Here is a 22,387-nt window from a genome sequence, read left to right as displayed (position 1 = left end):
GTCGAAATAAAATTCAAAGTGAACAATTTAACATCGCATAATCACAGCTGTGATAAAACACGCATTAGGATTTTTCCGATTTGCTCCCTTTTTTAAACATCCCGAATAACTTTTTCAAACCTTTCGGCTTTTCTTCCATAGAAAGATCGGCATCAGTCGTAGCTGGAGATTGCTTTGCTGGTGAAGACGATGGTTTAGGAGACGTACGCTTTTTACGCATAAAAATGATAACCGCCGCAGCAATAACGCCAATAAGTACAATTGACCCATTAACTGCTATCAAGATAATGGTTAAAGTTCCATTATCCATTTCTTCTTGTCCATCTAGCGAAGATTCTTCATTTTGCGTCATAGCGGCAGGATTTAGCTCAGGTGACGCAACTAGTGGTGCACTTCCATCGACAATCGGGTCTTTTCCATCTATTAATGGGTCTTCAACTTCAGGCTCTTGTGGCCCCTCAGCAACAAAACTAAATTCAGGCACATCCAAAATAAAATCCCTGCCATTCATTGTTGTTCCATATGCCGTAATCTTTACTCTAAAAATACCTTCTTCATAGGCAACAATTAAATGTTCGCGAGGCTCACTGCCCCCTTCGGTCAAAGAAAAGTTCTGCATGTCTGCATTAGGGAACTTTACCTTTCCGTCCACAAGCAAGGATTCGATATCCACTAGCTCCCTATCAACATCAATTATGATCTTATGGTAGCCGTCACCGCCGCCATTCATTTCTACGTCAATAGAAACGGGGTTGTTATGTAAGACAATAGGTTGGCTTTCTTGCTCGCGGGTATACATAGGGGTGATAACGCGAAAAACCGGCTTCCACTCCCCCGCCGCTATCTTTAAATTAAATTGACCGGTAAAGACACCATCACCTGGGCGCTCGTCCATTCCGCGGCCATCGTCTTGAAACGTAGCAATATTTTGATCGCCAGTGCCAAAGTTTCCGAAGTTAGGGTTGTTTGTGCTCTTAAATTCAATATCAAGCTCGACTACATCTCTAAACTGTTTGTTGTCAATTGGCTTGCCATTATTTGTGAGGTAGGCCGTAGATTTTAGAATTTCACCGGCAAATAGAACGTCAGGTAAAGGGTCGGCGTGTAACTCTATATTTGATATAACCATCACACGGCTTTCTGGCAGTACTTGGCCCACAGCTTGCCAAGGCCCTGGGACAGGATTTTTAATGGTTATCATGTCGAAGGTATCGGCATCAAACCACTCTACTTTGTCTTCGTCCACTCGCCCCTGAAACAGCTTAGATCCATCTGGTCTCACAAGGACAACCGGTGCAGAGCCATACTCTCTGAAAAAAACCATAGTGATTTCTTCGACGTTGTAATCTACTCGAAAGCGATTTTGTAGAAGCTTTATTGAGTTTGTATAGCTGTCGCCTAACTCAGTAAGCGGCGAGGCATCAACATCTTGATTATTTGACTGAGGGTTTTGAATTGCACTATCTGCGAGCTGCCTAGCGGCATCGCGCTCGTCTTCTTGCGACTGAGCGCCAGCGCTTAAGTGTATAAAAAGCGATAAAATAATTCCCCAATAAAACCACACTTTCACGCTACGCTGCTCCTGCACTGTTTGGCTATTTTATTTCTATCTAAATGTGTTTGGCTAAGACACCTCTTCTGGCTGAGGACGCCATAAGCACTTGCCACCCGCTTTTTCTACAATGTCCAAGCGAGCTTCATGTTGTGTTATTTCATCGGCGGTAGCTTTAATAACCTTTAATTTATTTGCGCCACGCTTAACCCTGCGAATAGCGGTAGAGTCAGCATCATTTCCCGAGCTCGATGCCAATTTAAGCTTGGTCTGCCCACCGGTCATTAATAAATAGACATCGGCAAGAATTTCAGCATCCAGCAAAGCCCCGTGAAGCGTACGGTGGCTGTTGTCTATACCGTAGCGTTTACACAATGCATCGAGGTTGTTTTTCTGCCCCGGGTGCATTTGGCGAGCAAGGGTCAGCGTATCGAGTACATCACATATCTGGTTGGTGATGACGCCTTTTGTTGAGGCTTCCATTCCAAACTCGTGATCCATGAAGCCCACGTCAAATGGTGCGTTATGAATAACAAGTTGCGCCCCTTTGATAAAGCTTACAAACTCTTGGGCAACTTGAGAAAACGTAGGCTTGTCGGCAAGAAATTCATTGGTTATGCCGTGAACTTCAATTGCTTCTTGTTCAATATGGCGGCCCGGGTTGATGTAAACGTGAAAGTGATTCCCCGTCAAACGGCGGTTAACAACTTCAACACACCCTATTTCGATAATGCGGTGGCCTTCTTTGGGGTCAATACCTGTGGTTTCAGTATCGAGAACAATTTGGCGCATGGAACCTCTACTATAATTACACTTTCATTTTTTGATAGTATATCAACCCCTTTGCAATCCGCTAAGGGAAAACACAAGATAAATTAAGCGAGTTAAACTAAAGGAAACGCTGTGGCTCAAAAGACCATTCACATTTATACCGATGGCTCGTGTCTAGGTAACCCTGGCCCGGGCGGGTACGGTGCTGTACTAATTTACAAGCAGCATAGAAAAGAGTTGAGCGATGGCTTTGCCCACACCACGAATAATCGTATGGAACTGCTTGCCCCGATTGAAGCACTCAATAGCTTAAACGAGCCGTGCAATGTTGAGTTAACTACCGACAGTCAGTATGTAAAAAATGGTATTAATCAATGGATCCATAACTGGCGTAAAAACGGTTGGCGCACTGCTGATAAAAAACCGGTTAAAAACGCAGACTTGTGGCAACGTTTAGACGAAGCGGTGAAAAAGCACAAGATTAACTGGCATTGGGTGAAAGGTCATTCAGGGCACCCAGAAAACGAGCGTTGTGATGACCTTGCACGCGGTGCTGCAGAAGCAAACCCAACAAAGCCAGATGAAGGCTTTGTTGGAAAGTAAAATACCTTAGCAAAGCGTCTTTAGTGAGAGCCTTTATTAAAAGCTCTCACAAATAGCTTTTAATAAGGACGTTTACCACAAGTTTTAAACACGAGCTTTTACCACGCGCACTTACCAAGAGCTTCCACGAAGAGCTTTTTACCAAGAAATGACCAACTTGCCCTGCGTGTCGTTGTTTTCCAATCGCGCATGAGGCTTATCGATATCTTCAATACTATAGTGAGTATCGATATTTACATTTAGCTCTTTGTTTTCAAAAGCGGGCAAACATACGTTAGAGAAATCACGTATCAAGTCTGCTTTATAGTCGTCGCTTCGATTTCTCAGTGTTGTCCCAATAATCGAGGCTCTCTTTCCTAAAAGCAAAGCCATATCAAGGTTATCAGCATACCGCCCTGCTAGCATGGCCAGGTAAACCACTTTGCCGTCTTGCTTCAACACTTTAAGATTTCGGTTAAGGTAATCGCCACCGACCATATCAAGTACCATATCAACGCCTTCAGGCCATACTTTTTTTAGAACGTCATCAAACTGCTGCTGTTTGTAGTTAATTAGATGCTCTGCGCCATTGTTTTCACAAAGGTTAAGCTTGTCTTGGCTTGACGCTGTTACTGCACTATGAACACCCCAATATCGACATAGCTGAGTGGCGGCTAACCCCACACCACTTGCGCCCCCATGTATCAAGGCTCGTTCAGCTGGCTTAAGGTGAGCAATGGTGCGTAAACACTGAAATGCGGTAAGAAAAACTTCGGCAAGACCTGCAGCTTCAAAAAATGGCATGCCCTTAGGGATAATCATTAGGTGAGCAGGATTAACAATGACTTCAGTGGCATAGCCACCACCTGCGACCAAACCAAATACTTCATCACCTTCTTTAAAGGTACTAACATCACTGGCAACTTCTGTTACAACGCCTGCTACCTCTAACCCGAGGATTTCACTTTCCCCTGGCGGAGGTGGATAGTTACCTTGACGCTGTAAGGTATCTGCTCGATTTACACCGAATGCTTTTACCTCTACTTTTACTTTTCCCGATGTTAGCGATAACCCGTCACATTCCTTAACAGTCAGTTCGCTTGGGCTGCATCCCTTTTCAAAATCCACATAGCGCATACTTTGCATCCAATCCTAGTCTTAAAATTTTAAACGTAATTTGTCTACGGACATCTCTATCAATCAGTTTGGGTTTCTTCTAAGTTTATACCAGTGGGCATAGATAATATTCAACACAGAACCTCTGAAAATGCGTATAATCGCGGCCATTACCGTAAGCATCTAATATGGCTTACATCAAATATATATTATTTAATTTACCACGAGAGCCTACATGTCAGCACAGGTCATATTACAACCGTCCAGAGATAAATCACTTCGCCGTAAACACCCTTGGGTTTTCGAGAGCGCCGTGGCAGAGTTAAAAGGCCGTGCACGGGTTGGCGATACCGTAGACGTGTTCGACTCTGAAGGCGATTGGTTAGGGCGAGGCGCTTATTCTCCAAATTCTAAAATTCGCGTTCGCATGTGGACGTTTAAAAAAGATGAAAGCATTGATAACGGCTTTTTCTTACGCCGTTTAGAAACTGCGCTAACGCTGCGTAAGCGCTTGTTCGACCCAGCCAAAACAAATGCGTTTCGTTGGATAGCGTCTGAAAGCGATGGTCTTCCCGGTATTACCATTGATCTCTACGACAACGTTGCCGTGGTGCAGCTTCTTAGCGCTGGCGGTGAAAAGCACCGAGATAAGATAGTATGGGCAATCACCAATCTAATGCCTGATGTTCACGTCTATGAGCGCAGTGACGTTGATGTACGCAAAAAAGAGGGGCTAGAGCCTGTAACAGGCGTGCTTCACGGCGAGCCACCCATGCAGGTTACAGTAAAAGAAAACGGCATTAATATTGTTGTTGATATAGAACATGGCCATAAAACTGGTTTTTATCTCGACCAACGTGATAGCCGTGCCGCCGCGGCACACTACGCGAAAGATGCTGACGTACTAAACTGTTTCAGCTACACAGGCACATTCTCTTGCTATGCCCTTTCAGGCGGTGCCAAGTCAGTGACTAACGTTGATGTGTCTCAACCAGCGTTAGATTTGGCTAAACATCATGTGGCCATTAATGGATTAAGTGAGGACAAAGCGCATTTCGTCAACAAAGATGTATTCAAAGCGCTCAGAGAGTATCACGAGCAGGGCAAACAGTTCGATATGGTCATACTCGACCCACCAAAATTTGTTGACAGCAAAGCTACACTGAACCGCGCTGCTCGTGGCTATAAAGACATTAATATGTATGGCATTCACACAGTTAAATCTGGCGGATTACTGCTGACTTTCAGCTGTTCAGGTCTTATGCCTGCCGATTTATTTCAAAAGGTCGTTGCCGACGCTGCCCTTGATGCGGGCCGCACTATAAAAATCATTGCAAGGCTAAATCAAGCGTCTGACCACCCTATTATTGGTAGCTACCCTGAAGGCTATTACCTGAAAGGTTTAGTCTGCGAAGTCACAGACGATTAAAAATTAAAAAGCGCCCTCGTTCTTATAAAGACTGGGGCGCTGATTTCACTTATTGAATTAACGATAGGTTATGCAAATCGCTTTAAAGCAAGCAATTAACCCTATATCTTAAGAAGCGAAGGTTACATCACTATTCGAAAAGCCACTATTACTTGAAAAGCCACCACTATCTGAAAAGCTATTCGATAGTTGCTGTGAAGACTCACTTGTTTGCCCTTCAGTAACCGCCTCTTTGTTCTCTAACTTTTTCCACACCATTTCGTGGAAATAGAAGGCCACAGTATTAATTGCTGGCTCAACTAATGCTACCGCACCGCCTACTACCAAGCTACCCGTAAGTAGGTAGGCTACAGTAAAGGCTACTGAAAAGTGCATAACGGCAAAGGTAATTGTCTTTTTCATAATAATCGCTCTCTCAAAAGTTAAATCTGTTTGCTTTCGCATTAATGAGAATTATTATCAATTAAGAGAAAAGATTAAAATCGAAAAAACTGAACCGCTTATTCGCTTTATTGAATGATAAGCAACAGCGCGAATACTGATGATGCTTGTACTGAGGATAGAAAGGCGAAGGTTAATTTCGCCTTTTTACCTGAGATAAATCTATTTCATCTGAGAAATTTCAACGCCTATAATACAGCTTGAATCAGATTCTGGTTCACAGCGTACGACAGTAGCTAACGCTGCCAAAGAAGGGATTTGCGAGCTAGACGATTCTATAGCAACACTCACCTGTGTTCCCACTTCAATTGAGGGTTCGTCAACTTCTAACGACATTCCTGTGGCGCTTATATCTTTGCACATTGCCTGCATGGTGCGGCTCGACTCATCGTCAGTAATTTGCAACTGACACGGCGAATTTACCATCATCCTGAAAAAATTTCGCTTATCGTCGTATCCCAACATGTCTACTTCTCCTGATTTTTAGCATTACGCTGACGACTACAAATGTTGTTATAGGTTGATGGCGATAACTTGTCAATCGAACTGTCTAAATTTTATTCAACAATGTTACAAAAGTAGTATTGGTCTTACCTCAATGAGTCGACGTTTATCTTTTACTGTCGATAAAACAGCATATATTTATGCTTATTAGATACAAATAATTAAGCCCCACAATACGCTGCACCGTGGGGCTTTAATATAATTAACCAGCCTATGTAGAAGCGCTTCGCGTTGGGTAAACTAGGCGTTACACATTGTCTATATCGATAACTTCGTTAGAAGTCAGCTAAATAAAGGGTTATACGCTTCGCTGATATGGGGTATGCGGTACCAAGCTGCTGTGCAAACAGAGAAACTCGCAACTCTTCTATCATCCAGCGCACATCATCAAGGGCTTGAGGCACTTTACCTTTGGGGTACTTACTGCACGCTTTTTCCCATTCTTTAATCGACTTTTCTACCGTTACCTGATGCATTCTGTCTTTGTTGGGGTCAATAGGTAGTTTCTCAAGACGACGGGCTAAGCCTTTAATATAGCGGTTCCAATCGTCCAGCCTACTTTCGCCAATTTGAGAGACAAAGCCAGGGAACACCAATGACGCAAGATGTGCTTTACAGTCACCTAACGCGTTAATCATAGTTAGCGGTACGTTGCCTTTCATCTGCTTTTGGCATTGATGAGCAAGGGTAAGCCCCTGCTCTACCTGCTTGGCGATTTCTAACACTCTGTCATTGATATTGGCTCGAGCAATCTCTAAACAGGCCTCAAAATCAGCTTTATTCCGAATGTCAGTGTCGTTCGATTTACTGTAATCACTGACGATGGCGTCAATACCGGCAAAAATGCAATCATCTATCAGCGCTTTAACTTGCCCGAATGGATTGAAATACAGGCCCAGTTTAGCTTTATTGGGTAATTTACTTTGCAAATAGTTAAGCGGCGACGGCATGGCGTTTTTAATCAATACATTAACACCCTGCTTATGTAGCGCCTGCGCTTTATCGGCTTCTTCTATTAACGCGATATCCACCTTATCGCCTTTTTGCACTAATGCTGGGAACGCCTGTACTTCAAACCCGCCTACCTTTTGCACAAAGGTTTCCGGTAGACTTTCAAAATCCCACTGTTCAATATTGTTGCGCTCTAATTCTGGTGTCGCGGCTTTTTCAAAGGTTTGCTTAACCTGTCCTGCGCACTGTTGCTTAAGCGCATGTAGATCATCACCTTTGGCAATATCATCACCGTTGTCGTTCACTACTGCAAAGTGCATTTTTAAATGCTTATCAAGCTGAGCTAGATTCCATTCTTCGCTTTCAATAACAACGCCAGTCATTTTACGAAGCTTATCACTAACCGCTTCCAGCAAAGGCACAGGGCGATTGTTTTTGTCTGTTTCACTGATATCAGCGAGGCAGGCATCGGCAAAGTTAGGCGCAGGCACAAAATTACGTCGCAAGCGTTTAGGTAAGGTTTTAATTAAGCTTACAATAAGGTCGTGCCTTAGCCCAGGTACTAACCAATCAAAACCTACATTGTCCACTTGGTTAAGCACTGGTAACGGGATCACTACCGTTACACCGTCATCTTCAGCGTTGGGCTCGAAGTTATAGCGTAGCGGCAGCGTAATATTGCCCTGGCGCCATACATCAGGGAACGCGTTCGCTACCGACTGCCCAGGCTGCTGACGATACACGTCTTCTTCTTTAAAGGTTAAACTGTCGTTGCTTCCGTGCTGTCTAAACCATTTCTTAAACGCTGCGTCATTATTGGCTTCAACCGGAATACGTTTAGCGTAAAAGCTTACAAGCTCTTCATCATCTACAATCAAATCGCGACGTCGAGTCTTTTGCTCAAATTCGTCCGCTTGTTCCAGCAGTGCCTGATTTTCTTGTAAAAAGCTGTAGTTGAGCTTGGTGTTACCTTCTACTAACGCTTCGCGAATAAACAATTCATGGCAAATTGGCGGGTCGATTAGGCTGTAAACCTTTGCGCGCTTCATCACAATAGGCAGTCCGAACAGAGTGACCTTTTCAAACGCAATAACCGCGCCGCGCTTTTTAGACCAATGAGGCTCAGAATAGCTTCTTTGCACAACGTGTTCAGCTAAAGGCTCTACCCACGCTGGGTCTATTTTTGCCACCATACGGGCAAAAAGTTTAGACGTTTCTACCAGCTCGGCTGCCATTACCCATTTTGGCTGAGACTTTGATAACCCTGAGCCTGGGAAAATTAAAAAGCGTGAATTGCGTGACCCCATATACTCACGGTCTTTATCTTTAAAGCCCATATGTGATAACAAACCGCTGGCAATAGCTTGATGAATGGCCTGATAGTCGGCTTCTTGCTTTGAAATACCGAAGCCCAGTTCAGCAATAGACTTTTTGAGCTGGCTTACAATGTCTTGCCACTCGCGCATACGCAAATAGTTGATGAAATTCTGCTTACACCATTTGCGTAGCTGGTTTTGGCTTAATGCGTTTTGTTGCTCTCTAAACGCCACCCACAAGTTGTAAAGGCTTATGAAATCTGAATCTTTGTCGTGATATTCGCTGTGCTTCTCGTCTGCTTGCTGGCGTTTTTCCTGAGGTCGCTCTCGGGGATCTTGAATTGAGAGCCCCGCTGCAATAACCATGACTTCACTTAGCGCATTAGTGCGCTCGGCTTCAATTACCATGCGTGCATAGCGAGGGTCAATGGGCAAACGCGCCACCTGACGACCCAGCGGGGTAAGCTGCATCTTGCCACTTTGCTTCGTTTTTCTATTAGCTTTGCCTTTCGCAATAGCTTGGATTTCTTCAAGTAAGCGAAAACCGTCGTTGATGTTGCGGTTATCCGGTGGCTGAACAAACGGAAAAGCAGCGATGTCGCCTAACCCTAACGCAAGCATTTGTAAAATAACCGACGCTAAGTTGGTGCGAAGGATCTCAGGGTCAGTAAATTCTGGGCGCCCTAAATAGTCTTCCTCACTATAAAGGCGAATACAGATACCATCAGACACACGGCCGCATCGCCCTGCACGCTGATTCGCTGATGCTTGAGAGATGGGCTCAATAGGTAAACGCTGCACTTTACTTCTAGCGCTATAGCGTGAAATACGGGCAAACCCCGGGTCTATTACGTATTTGATACCGGGTACGGTTAACGAGGTCTCGGCAACGTTTGTGGCTAGCACAATGCGTCTACCGCTGTGAGACTGAAAAATGCGGTTTTGCTCTGCCGCCGATAGCCTAGCATAAAGCGGTACAATTTCAGTATTGCGATAATGCTGTTTGCTTAGGGCATCTTGGGTATCGCGTATCTCGCGTTCACCGCTTAGAAATACCAGAATATCGCCCGGTGCTTCACGCATTAGCTCGTCTACAGCATTTACGATGGCATCACTTTGATCGATGTCATCATCATTGTCTTCTGGGGCGTGATAACGAATCTCTACCGGATAGGTACGACCGCTCACTTCAATAATTGGCGCATTATTAAAGTGTTTAGAAAAGCGTTCTGGGTCGATGGTAGCTGACGTAATAATAAGCTTAAGATCAGGGCGCTTATCTAACAGTTGGCGCAGATAACCTAACAAGAAATCAATATTCAGGCTTCGCTCGTGAGCTTCATCGATGATGATAGTATCGTATTGATTTAAGAATCGGTCTTGCTGCATTTCAGCTAGCAACATACCGTCGGTCATAAGTTTAACGTAGCTTCGCTCGCTTACCTGATCGCTAAAGCGAATCTTAAAACCTACCTTTTCGCCAAGTGGCGTGTTTAGCTCTTCAGCGATACGCGTAGCCACGCTTCTTGCTGCTAAACGTCTTGGCTGGGTATGAGCAATCATGCCATTCACACCCCTACCTAGTTCTAAACATATTTTAGGTAGCTGTGTGGTTTTACCCGAGCCAGTCTCACCGGCTACGATAACCACTTGGTTATTAGCAATCGCTTCTTTGATATCTTCTTTTTTATCGCTAACCGGCAGCGGCGGATACTCAACCTTAGGAAGGTTGTTTTGTCGCCAATTGCGCTTTTCTATTGATGTATTGATGTCGCTTTCTAGTTTCTCAAACTGCTTTTTTAGGCTTTCTTCGCTTACTGAATTATTTGTCTCTTCTTTTTTTCCATTTTCTTTACCGCCAGATGCGTCATTAGCTTTTTGCGCAAGCTGCGTGATCCTGCGCTTCAAACGAAATTTATCTGCGCTTAAACAATCATCAAGTTTGTTGTAAAGAGGTTTTATAGCAAGTGGTGAAGACAAAGTGACATCCTAAAGCGAGTTTCTAATCATCAATAAAATTCGGGCGGTGATCCTAGAAGATACCGCCCTAAAAAGCCAGTGTGTTAAGCGTTACGAGAATTTAAGTGCTTTGGGTTAGTTCATCGTCCTGCGCGGTTGTAAAACGAGGAAAACCAAACCAAATGGCTGCTACTCCAAATACGAATATAAGCATGGGGTACCAGCAATAGGGTGTAATAGCCAATGGTGAAATGCCCACTACGGCTGCTGCGCTTAAGAGCTGTGCTCCATAGGGGACCAAGCCCTGAAAGCTACACGAAAAGATATCCAGTAACGACGCGGTCCGGCGTGGGTCTACGCCATATTTTTCGTTCAAATCTTTCGCGATAGGGCCTGCGGTAACAATGGCAATAGTATTGTTGGCCGTTGTAATATCTAAAAAGCTGACTAAACCAGCAATACTAAATTCCGCGCCTTTCTTAGACGTAACTTTGCGAGTTAAACGCTCAATTAACCACGTGATACCGCCATTTGCGTGCATAAGCGCCACAATGCCACCTATGGTTATGGCAATCATGGCTAAATCTTGCATCCAGCCCATCCCTTTTTGGATGCTCTGCATCATTGAAAGTGGCGTAAAGCTACCTTGAACCAAACCCACCACGCAGGCGCTGGCAATACCCACTGCAAGTACGCTGATAACGTTAAACCCTGTTAGCGCAAATGCAATAATGCATAAGTACGGCACTATGCGCCAAAAATCATAGCTGCCGCCTTCTACAATTCCTGAAGTATCAACATCAACCATAAGCAGTAACGCCATAGTGACGATGCAGGCTGGCACAGCAACCATTAAGTTTGCTTTGAATTTGTCCTTTAACTGTACGCCCTGCGTTCGTGTTGCGGCAATGGTGGTATCTGAAACAAACGAAAGGTTGTCACCAAACATAGCACCCCCCACGACAATACCCAGCGCCATTTCCACCGGCAGCCCTAAGCTTGTGGCAAGACCGGCTCCTATTGGCGAAAGTGCGGTAATAGTGCCCATTGACGTGCCCATGGAAAATGATATGAAACAGCAAATCAAAAACAGGCCTGGCAATATCAGTGCAGAAGGCACAAATTGCAGCGCCATGTTAACTGTGGCATCTCGTGCACCAATATCGATGGTCACCGCGTAAAACGCACCAGCCAGTAGGAATATCAGCACTAAGAGAATAATATTCTTGTCGCCACCGCCTTTACAAAAAGTTTGCACCTTTTCGGAAAAGCTAACTTTCCTGCCTTTGGGGTTCAAACATAAGCCATACCCGGCACTAATGAAAAACGCCACCAAAATAGGCATTGCGGTAATGTCATTTGTGGTGATGCCTGTTACCACAACAAGGATCACAAAAAGCAAAATAGGCGTTAAACCTAGCGGGTTTGGAATAATAGAATTTGGTGCAATGTCGTTATTTTCGTGCACAGAAAACTCTCTTTTGGGTTTTATTGCGTAACAGCAACAGTTTAAAGGCTACGCTGAACAGCCACCTTAAGGGTGCGAATGCGTAAAACAAGCTTCAACAAGACCATATCTCCACGGTCTTTGACGGTGCGAAGCTAAAGCAGCAAAGGATAAAAGGTTTTAAGTGCGTTGAAAAGAAGTTTACCTCTCAACAGCTAACCCTTCTGAATGGTTACAGCTACTATTTTAGTATTTAAGCTTTGGGCTAGTCTTGCAGTTCACTGGGAGTCACACAGTTTAATGGGGGTCACGCAGTTCGCTGGGGGTTTTGCCGGTAAGCCGTTTTACGGTGCGGCGAAAATTAGTTAAGTCGTTAATGCCCATTGCATTTGCAGCAACTTCGTTGCTAACTTTATTTACTGACAGAAGCATTACCGCGTGATTACGCTGGACTTCTTCAGACAACGTGCGAAAGCTAACGCCAAACTCCTTCAATTTTCGCTTCAAGGTAGCCACGCTAACGCCCAACTTCTCTGCTAATTCGGGTAAACCTATATTTGCGCTTCCTGCGCTAAATGCAAAGATGTAATGCCTGACATAATCTGGCAAAGAAAGACATGGTTGCAGTGTAGTATCAGTCACTGCTTTTGATGAAGTGACACTGCTTCGTAATAAACTGTTATCTACTAAATAGCTTGATGGGACCTGTGGTTCACAAACATCTGTCGCTCTACTTACCGGTTTTAGGGGCTGAAGCAATACGTCTTTTTCAATACAAATACTATTAAAGGGACTGTTAAACGATAACTTAAGACCAAGGTGGGTTTCATAATCAGCGATGTTTTTTGGCCGACTCCCTTTAAAAGTAAAGGACAGACGTATTCGCTTATTAGCAATATTTCTTAACAGTGAAACGATACTTGCGAATGCCATTTCAATAGTGAATAAAGATAGCTTGCTGCTCCCCCCAGTTAACTGCGGTACCAATACTAGGTTATTTGCGCTGTCAAAACGCTGAAATTGGCATAGCGGTAAGCTACACCACCTGAATATTTGCTGGTGAGTGAGGTGAAAAAGTAGTGCTTCGACATTTTCGCATGCAGCTAACACATGCAAAGGACTGTGCTGCCACTGTGAAGCTAGAGCACCACCGAGCATAAAGCTAACATCGCTACCTTTTGTTTGAGCATGCACATTCCCTAACAGCGATAAATATTGTTTTATGCTTAGTAGCGAATCACTTTGTAAGGCATCATCAAAAATACCGGTGCCTCGCAGCACCTTATTTTTATTGGCCCCTCTCGATAGCGCCACATCCAATGCAGCCCGCACCAACCAACACCCACGAATCGCTTTGTCTTGAACAGACATCACCACACTAGCACTAGCAATGACACCCACGCCAAGCTCATCATCATCACCTTTTGCAGAGACACCCACGCCAAGGTCATTAGCACCACCTTTTGTAGAGACACCCATGCCAAGCACATCAGCACCTTTTGCAGAGACCCCCACGCCAAGCACATCAGCACCTTTTGCAGAGACACCCACGCCAAGCACATCAGCATTTCCTTTTGTAAAGACACCCACGCCAAGCACATCAGCATCACCTTTTACAGAGACACCCACGCCAAGCACATCAGCACCTTTTGCAGAGACACCCATGCCAAGCACATCAGCACCTTTTGCAGAGACACCCACGCCAAGCACATCAGCATCACCTTTTGCAGAGACACCCACGCCAAGCTCATCAGCATCACCTTTTGCAGAGACACCCATAGCACATGAGTTTTTGGGGTGGTTATGCTCAGCCTCTGCAATGTGAGCATCTCTGCCCTCAGCTGCACGCAGTGCTTCTAATGGTAGTGTTAAATCCATAAATTACTTACCGTCGGCGTCTTTTTTACTTTGCACAAAACGCCTTTATTAAGCTGCGCTATCATGTGGTCGTTCAAGTTCCATGAGCATGTTGTTAATCACCGTTGCTAGTCGCTGGTTGGGCAGCAAAGTTACTTGAGTGCTACGTGCAGTGGTGTAAATCGCATTCGCATTTTGGCTGTGCCTAAAAGCAAGGTGTTGGATACTGGCTTTAATATCATTGAGAATAATATCAGCTTGCATGGGCGAAATATCCGGCATCAAAATGGCAAAACGATCACCAGCATAACGACAAGCTAAATCTTGCTGCCGTAAATTCATAATTATTAATTGCGCAATGTCATGCAGATATCTATCGCCTTCCGTGTAGCCATGCTTCTGGTTAAACAAAGAGAAATTATTAATATCAATGATGGCTAGAACGGCTGACTTACCTAAGCGCTGTTGCTTGTGAATTTGTTCTTTCCAATACTCTGCTCTGTAAAGTTGCGTTATGGGGTCGATGGCGTCGTGATCACGAAAATCCCACTCCCTACGCCGCAATTGCAAATTTAAGGCGCGCTGCTCTAAGTGCCATTGATAAAGCGCCGCAGTCATCACCACCATCCCCACGGCTGCTGGATAAGACTCAATCATACTTATCCAGTAAGCTTCTTCGGGGTAGTGAAAAAACTCATCTAAAAAGTCCAAGCTGACGGAAAACAAAAATAAACCTAGCCCTATCGTCAAAAGGCTAGTTACTGTTCCAGGAGGACGGCTGGCAAGGGCTGCAAGCATCCATGCCAAGGTTAAAAAAGCGATACTGCCCTCCCCCAAAATATCTAGGTTTGATATTACAGCGCTTTCTTTGACATCACCGAACATAGAAGCCAAGCAAACCGCCAGCGTCACTATGCCCGCAGTAAAAACCAGCCAAAGCTTGTGGTGTCTAAATTGTGTTGCGTTTGAAAAGGTAAACATAATGCTCTCTTTGAGAATATCCCGTGGTGAATTACCTCACGCACCATGTCTATGTGCGAAAGCGTTAAAAATAAAACGAGAGTCTTGCCCAATTCTGCTGAAACTGTCGAGGGTCAGTTTGGCTCATCAATGTGACATCTTGATGGCAAAGTGCGCAGATAACGATAAACAGCGAGAATAAAACCAATTAATTCAGAAGGTTAATTCAGGGTCATTTTAGCTCAACGAACTAAAAATTTGTCTCGATTTCGTTTAACGAGACTCCCCTTCCATCACATCGTCATATAACTGTCACGCAGACTTTTTAGTGTACTTACCCACTTGCTTATCACATCTTTTGACTGCTTAATTGTTTGGAAAATAAATGAAAATTAAAACCGCGTACTCCTCCATTACACTTGCTTGTATAACAGCATTGGGTCTCACCGTTGCTTCTCCTGTTTCAGCTGCTGATGGCGTAATTATCGGCTCTGTAAAAGACGCCGCAAAGGCACGCAGCTATGCCGGCGCACAAATAAAAATTGTCGAATTAGGACTTAGCACCGAAGCAGGCAGAGACGGTACGTTTCGCTTTCCATCTATTCCCGAGGGTACTTACACACTAGAGGTTTCTTACCTGGGTGAACAAACCGTCACTCAAAATATCCAGGTGACTGACAATGGCATTGCCCGAGCGGCCGTGGAGCTTGGAAACGGCGATACTATTGACGAAATACTGGTACGCGGACAACGAAGCGGGCAAGCAAGTGCAATTAATCAGCAAAGAGCGTCGGACCGCATTTCTTCCATTGTTTCAGCTGATGCCATTGGACAATTTCCAGATCAAAATGCTGCAGAGTCTTTGCAACGCTTACCCGGTTTATCTATCGAGCGAGATCAAGGTGAAGGCCGTTTCGTTGGGATCCGAGGTATTGACCCTAACCTGAATAACGTGACCATCAACGGTTTAAATATCCCTTCACCAGAGTCAGGCGTACGTTCAGTAGCACTAGACGTAATTCCATCTGAGCTTATTCAAACCTTGGAAGTTTCTAAATCTGTAACCCCGGATATGGACGGCGACGCTATTGGTGGCTCGGTAGCCGTTAAAAGCGTTAGCGCCTTTGATAAAGCGCGCGATACCGCAAGCGTGACGTTACAGGCAAGTCAAAACGACTTGCGTGATGAAACCAGCCCTAAGCTTTCTGGCACTTTCACTAAGAAACTATCACCAGAATGGGGAGTGGCTGGCGCTATCTCGTATTTTGATAGAGATTTTGGTTCAGACAACGTGGAAAGTAACGGTGAAGATGAACTTGAACAGCGTCATTACACCATCACCCGTGAGCGTTTAGGTAGTGCATTAAATATTGATTTTCGCCCAGACTTTAACAACCAGTATTTTCTTCGCACACTCTACAGCGAGTTTTCTGACGATGAATTTCGCCAGGGCAACATATTTACGTTCGACGGCGAAGATTCGGAAATAGAAAGAGAAAGTAAAGACCGTTTTGAGAGCCAAAGTATATTCACCGTGGCCTTAGGTGGTGAACATCAATTAAAAACTTGGACAGCCAACTGGCAACTTGGTTATGCGAAATCTGATGAAGATGAACCTGATGCCCTGTATTACGTCTTTAAAACTGAAAATGACAGTATTGACGCCGACCTAAATACAATGCGCCCTACTGTTTCACAGAACGCTGATGCCATGGATTTATCAACCTACGAGGTAGATGAGATAAGCTTTGAAGACAACTATACCAAAGACACCGAAACCAGTATTAAATTCGATGTAGCACGCCCTCTTAATCTTGGTGGTTATATTGGCGAATTAAAAATGGGTTCTAAATACCGCAGCCGAGAAAAAGACCGAGACAGCAGCATAGCAATTTTCGACGGTGACTTTGACGAGTTAGATGCTTCTCAGTTTGGCGCTGTAAGTCCAGATTATTCACTCGATGACTTTGGTCCAGGGCTTAATCGCAGTGAAATGCGCAGTTACTTTAACGACAACCGCAGTAGCCTAGAATTAGACAGTCTAAATTCTGAAGTGGAGTCTCGCGGCGCCACTTATATTAATGAAGAGGATATTTTTGCCGCCTATGTCATGGGTAGCGTAGACATCGATAAACTCCACCTAGTTGCGGGTGTTCGCTATGAACGCACTGACTTTTCTACATCAGGTATGCGAGTAGAGCTAGTAGAAAACGAAGAAACCGAAGTTGAAGAAGTGGTTAATACACCATGGGAAGCGGAGCGTGACTATGACCATTGGTTACCCAGCGTGAACGCTAGGTATACATTTTCAGAAAAACTTCAGCTTCGCGCCGCATACACACAAACTCTTTCAAGACCTAAATTTGAAGATGTAGCGGCATTCCAAATCATTGAGAGCAAAACAGAAGAAGACGATGGCGCATTTGTCACTGAACGCGCAGCCGAAGTTGGCAACCCTGAGCTTCAGCCCTATGAAGCACAAAACCTTGATTTATCGATTGAATATTATCCAGGCGATATTGGTGTAATGTCAGCTGGACTGTTCTACAAGAATATCGATAACTTTGTTGTGTATGCTGACGTAGCTGGCACCACCGGCTGGGAAGGTTTTGAAGAAGTTATACAGCCAATAAATGGTGATTCTGCTGATTTGACCGGCTTAGAACTTTCTTGGGTAAAAGCTTTCAATAACGGCTTTATTGTTTCTGCCAATGCCACCTTTACTGACTCAGAAGCGACAACTTTCTTAGACGGCGAGAAATTTGAAACTCAATTACCGAATCAGTCAGACCGCATTGGGAACTTAACCATTGGATACGAAGCCAATGACTTCAGCGTGCGTTTAGCTACCACCTATAAGAGTGACAATTTCGAAGAAATTGATGGCGACATGTTGAGATTTGAAGACGACCACATTCAGGTTGATTTCATGGCACGCTACTACATTAACAATAGCATGCAGGTCTATTTCAACGGCATCAACTTAGGTGACGAACCCTTCTACAACTATTTTGATACGCGCAGCCAAAATGCACAGTATGAAGAGTACGGGCGCACCTTTGAGCTTGGCTTTACTTGGCAGCTTAACTAAGTACGTTTATCGATAGCTAGTCTATTAGTAAGGGGAAGGTCAATATGTTTGTGACCTCCCCATTTAGTTCTTCTAGGGCATGCTTTACTCGTTCGGCTAAGCATGTGCTTACACTCAGAAAGTTTCAGGACAATAACAACAATGACCCAAAAGCGTCACACACAACGTTCATTTATGGCTTTAGGTAGAGCAACGGCGATTTCAAGCGCATGTTTAGCGTTATTTAGTTGCGCAGCCGCTAACACTGCAACTAGCACCACAGCGAATATATCTACGGATGATAACCAACAGTCAAAAATAACCGATGCCCAAGAAATAGTATTACCGCTTACAAAACTCGATAACGGTTTCAGCATCACACTTCCCTACCAAAGCAACATTAGCAAAGACACCCATGCTAATACCCTGCAGTTTGCTTACGCAGACACCCATGCAAACAAAAGCAAGGATGCTTACGATGACACCCATGTAAACAACAGCAAAGACACCCAACCTAAAAACACTAACGAAGACACCCACGTTATCAATATCAACGTGAATGAATACAAGGGTGTCTCGTTAAGCAATTCGGCGGGAAAGGAAAAATTCATTGCGGGAAATTACAGCTTAGTAAATGCTGAAGTTGTATTGCATAAAACGAAGCAATGGGTGTCTTTGGTAATGTTTAACAACGACACTCAACACATAGAAGTGTATCGCATTGCTCCAGAGCCCCTTGAAATTCGCCAGCAAATAAGCCAACCAACTATGGGCTCTGAAGCTATTTGCGCTGCAATATCGGCTAATGGTGAACTTCAAGTCATCAACGTTGATGCTACTGGCACACTTAATCAGTATGAAGTTCACCACGGAAGTTTTTTGTCGCTTCGTGACTTTGCGATAGGGCCGGGCATTAAAAGCTGCGCCTTGAACACCAATACTGAAACCTTATATCTAGCCGACGAATATGCCGGCGTATGGCAGCTAGATACCAATATTGAAAGTGAGCTAGCTAAAGACCTCATCTTTCATGAGCGAGATGTTGCTATTGAAGGTGTAGCCACCCTACCCTCAATGCCCCCAATCTCAATACAAGATAACGTGGGTGTCTCTGCAAGGGCTCTACCCTCAATATCGACGCGAGATAGCATGGGTGTCTCTGCTTGGGTTAGCCCAGATGCTAGTGGTGTATGGTTACAAACCCCATGTTTGACGCAGTTTGTCTCGCTTGTTTATGATGCAGGAGATGGCAACTCAGCATTTGAAGTAGATAATGCAGATGGTAAAGCTACCTTTATTCAGCCCGAATACGTTCATTTATCGCTAAATAGCAGCGCAAGAAGCATTTCTCTTATTGTTGATGATGACCAATCAGGATACTTTTTTCACACGGAACTATCACCAGCATTAAGCCACGCATTACTGAATAGTCAATGCGATTCTGGCCAGGCAGAAGCTAGTACCAGAGACACTAGCAAAGACACCCACATCAAAAGCACCATTACAAAAGGTAGCAGCACAGCAGCGGTAACGTCGAAAAGTAAATACGGGACTGTCAGTGTTAAGCCTGAAATAGAAACTGACTCGGTAGAAAATTATGGTGATGCCGCTGACGACCCTGCCATTTGGGTTAATTCACTCGCACCGCAACAAAGTCGCGTTCTCGGTACCGACAAAAAAGGGGCACTTAATAGCTACGACTTATCAGGTAAGCTTTTGCAAAGCTTACCTGTTGGCAGAGTGAATAACGTTGACGTGGGGTACAATGTATTTGTCGAGCAAAGCCAAGCTCGCAAAAGCGATGCGCCGACGATTGATATAGCAGTAGCATCAAACCGTTCAAACAACAGTTTGTCAGTATTTGAGATTGATAAACGCGGAGACATGGTTCACCTCGGTGATATTAGCACTACGCTTGGTGATATCTATGGCTTGTGTATGTTTGTTTCAGATGGCGAAGCTCAAGTATTTGCAAACGATACCAGCGGACGCTTTGAACGATATCTCCTATCTTTTGATACAGCCAAAACCATCGATGGGCGCTTAACACAATCTTTTTCGCTACCCTCTCAACCTGAAGGGTGCGTGGTAAATACCAAGACAAACACTGCCTACCTGGGGGAAGAAGGTGCTGGGATCTGGGCTTTAAATGTAAGCAAAAACAACGAAGAGCCTCGCTTTATAGCTGAAATAGCCGCGCCTGTAGAAGCAGATGTAGAAGGGCTGGCAATTTTCGAAATGGACAGCCAAACCTATCTAATTGCCTCAAGCCAAGGCAATGACAGTTACGCTATCTATCAAATTCACAACAACAAACCTAGCGCACTTAAACTTATTGGTCTCATTCAGATCGTTGCAGACAAGATCAAAAGAATAGACGGCGCATCGGAAACTGACGGGCTTGACGTAACCAATGCTAATCTTGGAGGAAGGTTCTCTGAGGGGCTTTGGGTAGTACAAGATGGCCGAAACGTTATGCCAAGCCAAACACAAAACTTCAAGTTAGTGACTGGCACATCGCTAAAACATTCAATAAGAAAACTGGTTAAAAGAAACCATTAGATTTGCGTAGTTATATACCAAATAAGATTCGTAAATACAGAAATGAAAAAGAGGCGTTAAGCACCCTAACGCCCCTTTTTACAATACACTACTTTTCTAACAAAAGTGTATTTGCAGCAACCGTTATAAAGCAGCGCCATAATAAGCTCCGGCGCTTTAAAAACAACTAACCCGCTCGCTGATACCCATCATTTAATTGAACGTCAATAGCGCGAAGCACGGCCGTTCGGTTAATTGAGCCTAGAAGGACACCATCATCATCTACTACCGGGTAAACCCGCGGCTTCTCTTTAAGCAGCAATTGCGCTAGCTCTATCACTGACATGTATGGCTTAACCGAAACCACCGGCGTTTTCATGATTTCCCCTACCCTACAAATTTGCTCGCGATAGTAGCTAGACGCAATCATTTGAGCGATACAATCTTGTTCAGATAAAAAGCCCACTACTTTTCCCTTTACATCGAGCACAGGCCCACCACTCTGCCCACTGGCTAATAGCACTTCAACAGCCTGCGCTACCGGCATATCGACATTAAGTTTGACTGGGTGAGTATTCATATAATCACTGACTTGCAACGATTCCATTTTCGATTCTCCAGCCGTGGCGCCTAATGTGACCGATACTGCGACTTATTTGGCGTTACGGCACTTCAATTATTATTAACCACATGTGAAAGCAATTTTCCCCCACACTTAAAGATTAGACGTTTCATTGAATACAAGCCAGTAAATTTAACATTAAAATAACAACCGCTTTTTAGTATTTAGTCTTTATAAATAGCCACGGTTGTTTTGCCATTTATGTCGATGCTTGCACGGTACATCCCTGCTGAATTAAAAGGCATCGCGATATTGCCTTTCCCGTCGATGGCTATTACGCCACCATCACCACCAGCCTTCACGAGTACATCATTAACCACAGTATTAGCAGCGTCGTTTAGTGTTAACCCTTGATACTTCATTCGCGCACAAATATCTGCTGCTACATTATATCGGATAAAGTATTCGCCATGTCCGGTAGCCGATACGGCGCAGCTTGCATTATCGGCATAGGTACCTGCACCAATAACGGGGGAGTCGCCAATGCGCCCAAATCGTTTCGCCGTCATTCCACCCGTAGATGTTCCGGCAACAATGTTGCCTTCGCCATCTAATACCACCGCGCCTACGGTTCCAAAGCGCTCGTTCCCCTGCTGTGTACCATACCCATTTGAAGCTTGCTCCATACGGGCTTTCGCTTTATCTAAAGCCTGCTTGCGAAATTCAGTATCAAAAACCGAGTTATCCACTTGCTCAAGACCGTTTTGTTTGGCGTATTGTTCGGCGCCTGTGCCAGAAAGCATGACATGGGGGGATTCGTTCATTACAAGTAGCGCCGCCTCTATTGGACTTCTGATTGTCTTAACACCTGCAACAGCACCTGCATTTTTACTTCCGCCATGCATGATGGACGCGTCGAGTTCATGCTCTCCATCAAAGGTATACACGGCACCAATGCCAGCGTTGAACAAAGGTGAGCTTTCAAGAATTTTAATGGTTTCAACCACCGCTACTTCACCTTTTACTCCGTCTTTCAGCAAGGCATGACCGTGCTGTACTGCTTGGGCTAATACCTTTTTATAAGCCGCCTCTTTCTCAGCCGTCATCGAAGACTTTAAAATAGTGCCAGCTCCGCCGTGAATGGCAATGGCAACTTGTGGGCTTTCTTGGTGAGCATCAGCCGCTGATGCGTTAGTACTAACAATCGCTAGCGAAGCTGCTAAAGCGCTGATTGCACACAGCGTATGTCGAACTGTATTGGGCTGGTGAAAAATGCGAGAAAGGTTCAAACGGTTCACTCCTTTAAAAGTTATAAAACGCCGCTTGTTT

Annotated in this window: 14 protein-coding genes and 1 pseudogene; 4 read left to right on the top strand and 11 right to left on the bottom strand. The window is 44.5% G+C overall.

The annotated features are described in order from the left end of the window. Positions 1–64: 64 nt before the first annotated feature. Both IW644_RS03320 and dnaQ read right to left on the bottom strand, forming a co-directional pair. The gene (locus IW644_RS03320; protein WP_269916393.1) at positions 65–1,570 is read right to left on the bottom strand and encodes a TIGR03503 family protein; all 1,506 of its coding nucleotides are present in this window, start codon (positions 1,568–1,570) and stop codon (positions 65–67) included. A 54-nt stretch (positions 1,571–1,624) separates the two neighbouring features. After that, positions 1,625–2,344 (bottom strand): DNA polymerase III subunit epsilon, encoded by a 720-nt coding sequence (gene dnaQ, locus IW644_RS03315; protein ID WP_269916392.1) that lies wholly within the window; start codon positions 2,342–2,344, stop codon positions 1,625–1,627. 111 nt (positions 2,345–2,455) lie between these two features. Here dnaQ and rnhA point away from each other — a divergent pair, with 111 nt between their 5' ends. Further along, positions 2,456–2,926: a ribonuclease HI gene (rnhA, locus tag IW644_RS03310; protein WP_014949181.1), complete on the top strand. Its 471-nt coding sequence runs from the start codon at positions 2,456–2,458 to the stop codon at positions 2,924–2,926. Between the two features lie 138 nt (positions 2,927–3,064). Here the strand turns inward: rnhA and IW644_RS03305 are convergent, their stop codons facing one another. Further along, positions 3,065–4,042 carry an NAD(P)H-quinone oxidoreductase gene (locus IW644_RS03305; RefSeq protein WP_269916578.1) on the bottom strand — a complete coding sequence of 326 codons (978 nt, stop codon included), beginning with the start codon at positions 4,040–4,042 and terminating at the stop codon, positions 3,065–3,067. A 214-nt stretch (positions 4,043–4,256) separates the two neighbouring features. Between IW644_RS03305 and IW644_RS03300 the strand changes: the two genes are divergently transcribed. Then, entirely contained in the window at positions 4,257–5,450 is a 1,194-nt protein-coding gene (locus IW644_RS03300; protein WP_269916391.1) for a class I SAM-dependent rRNA methyltransferase, read from the top strand. Positions 5,451–5,678: 228 nt separating this feature from the next. Here IW644_RS03300 and IW644_RS20000 read toward each other — a convergent pair. The 6 genes and pseudogenes from IW644_RS20000 to IW644_RS03270 form a co-directional block, all read right to left on the bottom strand. Continuing rightward, positions 5,679–5,852 (bottom strand): annotated as a pseudogene (locus IW644_RS20000) (DUF2061 domain-containing protein); the annotation flags it as partial. A gap of 201 nt (positions 5,853–6,053) precedes the next feature. After that, positions 6,054–6,356: a PilZ domain-containing protein gene (locus tag IW644_RS03290; protein WP_118495239.1), complete on the bottom strand. Its 303-nt coding sequence runs from the start codon at positions 6,354–6,356 to the stop codon at positions 6,054–6,056. Between the two features lie 314 nt (positions 6,357–6,670). Next, positions 6,671–10,642, bottom strand: coding sequence for an ATP-dependent RNA helicase HrpA (gene hrpA, locus IW644_RS03285; protein ID WP_269916389.1), 3,972 nt, complete (start codon positions 10,640–10,642; stop codon positions 6,671–6,673). A gap of 100 nt (positions 10,643–10,742) precedes the next feature. Continuing rightward, positions 10,743–12,089 (bottom strand): Na+/H+ antiporter NhaC family protein, encoded by a 1,347-nt coding sequence (locus tag IW644_RS03280; RefSeq protein ID WP_269916388.1) that lies wholly within the window; start codon positions 12,087–12,089, stop codon positions 10,743–10,745. A gap of 276 nt (positions 12,090–12,365) precedes the next feature. After that, the gene (locus tag IW644_RS03275) at positions 12,366–13,946 is read right to left on the bottom strand and encodes an AraC family transcriptional regulator (protein ID WP_269916387.1); all 1,581 of its coding nucleotides are present in this window, start codon (positions 13,944–13,946) and stop codon (positions 12,366–12,368) included. A 48-nt stretch (positions 13,947–13,994) separates the two neighbouring features. Continuing rightward, positions 13,995–14,906 carry a diguanylate cyclase domain-containing protein gene (locus IW644_RS03270; protein WP_269916386.1) on the bottom strand — a complete coding sequence of 304 codons (912 nt, stop codon included), beginning with the start codon at positions 14,904–14,906 and terminating at the stop codon, positions 13,995–13,997. 364 nt (positions 14,907–15,270) lie between these two features. On the opposite strand from IW644_RS03270, the gene IW644_RS03265 reads away from it, so the two are divergent. Both IW644_RS03265 and IW644_RS03260 read left to right on the top strand, forming a co-directional pair. Next, positions 15,271–17,976 (top strand): TonB-dependent receptor, encoded by a 2,706-nt coding sequence (locus tag IW644_RS03265; protein WP_269916385.1) that lies wholly within the window; start codon positions 15,271–15,273, stop codon positions 17,974–17,976. Between the two features lie 141 nt (positions 17,977–18,117). After that, positions 18,118–20,517 carry a phytase gene (locus IW644_RS03260; protein WP_269916384.1) on the top strand — a complete coding sequence of 800 codons (2,400 nt, stop codon included), beginning with the start codon at positions 18,118–18,120 and terminating at the stop codon, positions 20,515–20,517. Between the two features lie 166 nt (positions 20,518–20,683). On the opposite strand, the gene IW644_RS03255 is transcribed toward IW644_RS03260, so the two are convergent. Together IW644_RS03255 and IW644_RS03250 are read right to left on the bottom strand one after the other, a co-directional pair. Further along, positions 20,684–21,103 (bottom strand): CBS domain-containing protein, encoded by a 420-nt coding sequence (locus IW644_RS03255; RefSeq protein ID WP_025254932.1) that lies wholly within the window; start codon positions 21,101–21,103, stop codon positions 20,684–20,686. Positions 21,104–21,282: 179 nt separating this feature from the next. Continuing rightward, complete coding sequence (locus IW644_RS03250; RefSeq protein WP_269916383.1) at positions 21,283–22,347, bottom strand: isoaspartyl peptidase/L-asparaginase family protein; 1,065 nt, start codon at positions 22,345–22,347, stop codon at positions 21,283–21,285. Between the last annotated feature and the right edge of the window lie 40 nt (positions 22,348–22,387).

The organism is Alteromonas sp. PRIM-21 (genome assembly GCF_027563165.1).
Taxonomy (GTDB): Bacteria; Pseudomonadota; Gammaproteobacteria; order Enterobacterales; family Alteromonadaceae; genus Alteromonas; species Alteromonas macleodii_A.
Note: the sequence above shows the minus strand (reverse complement) of the source record. Positions and strands in the feature narration are given on the sequence as shown.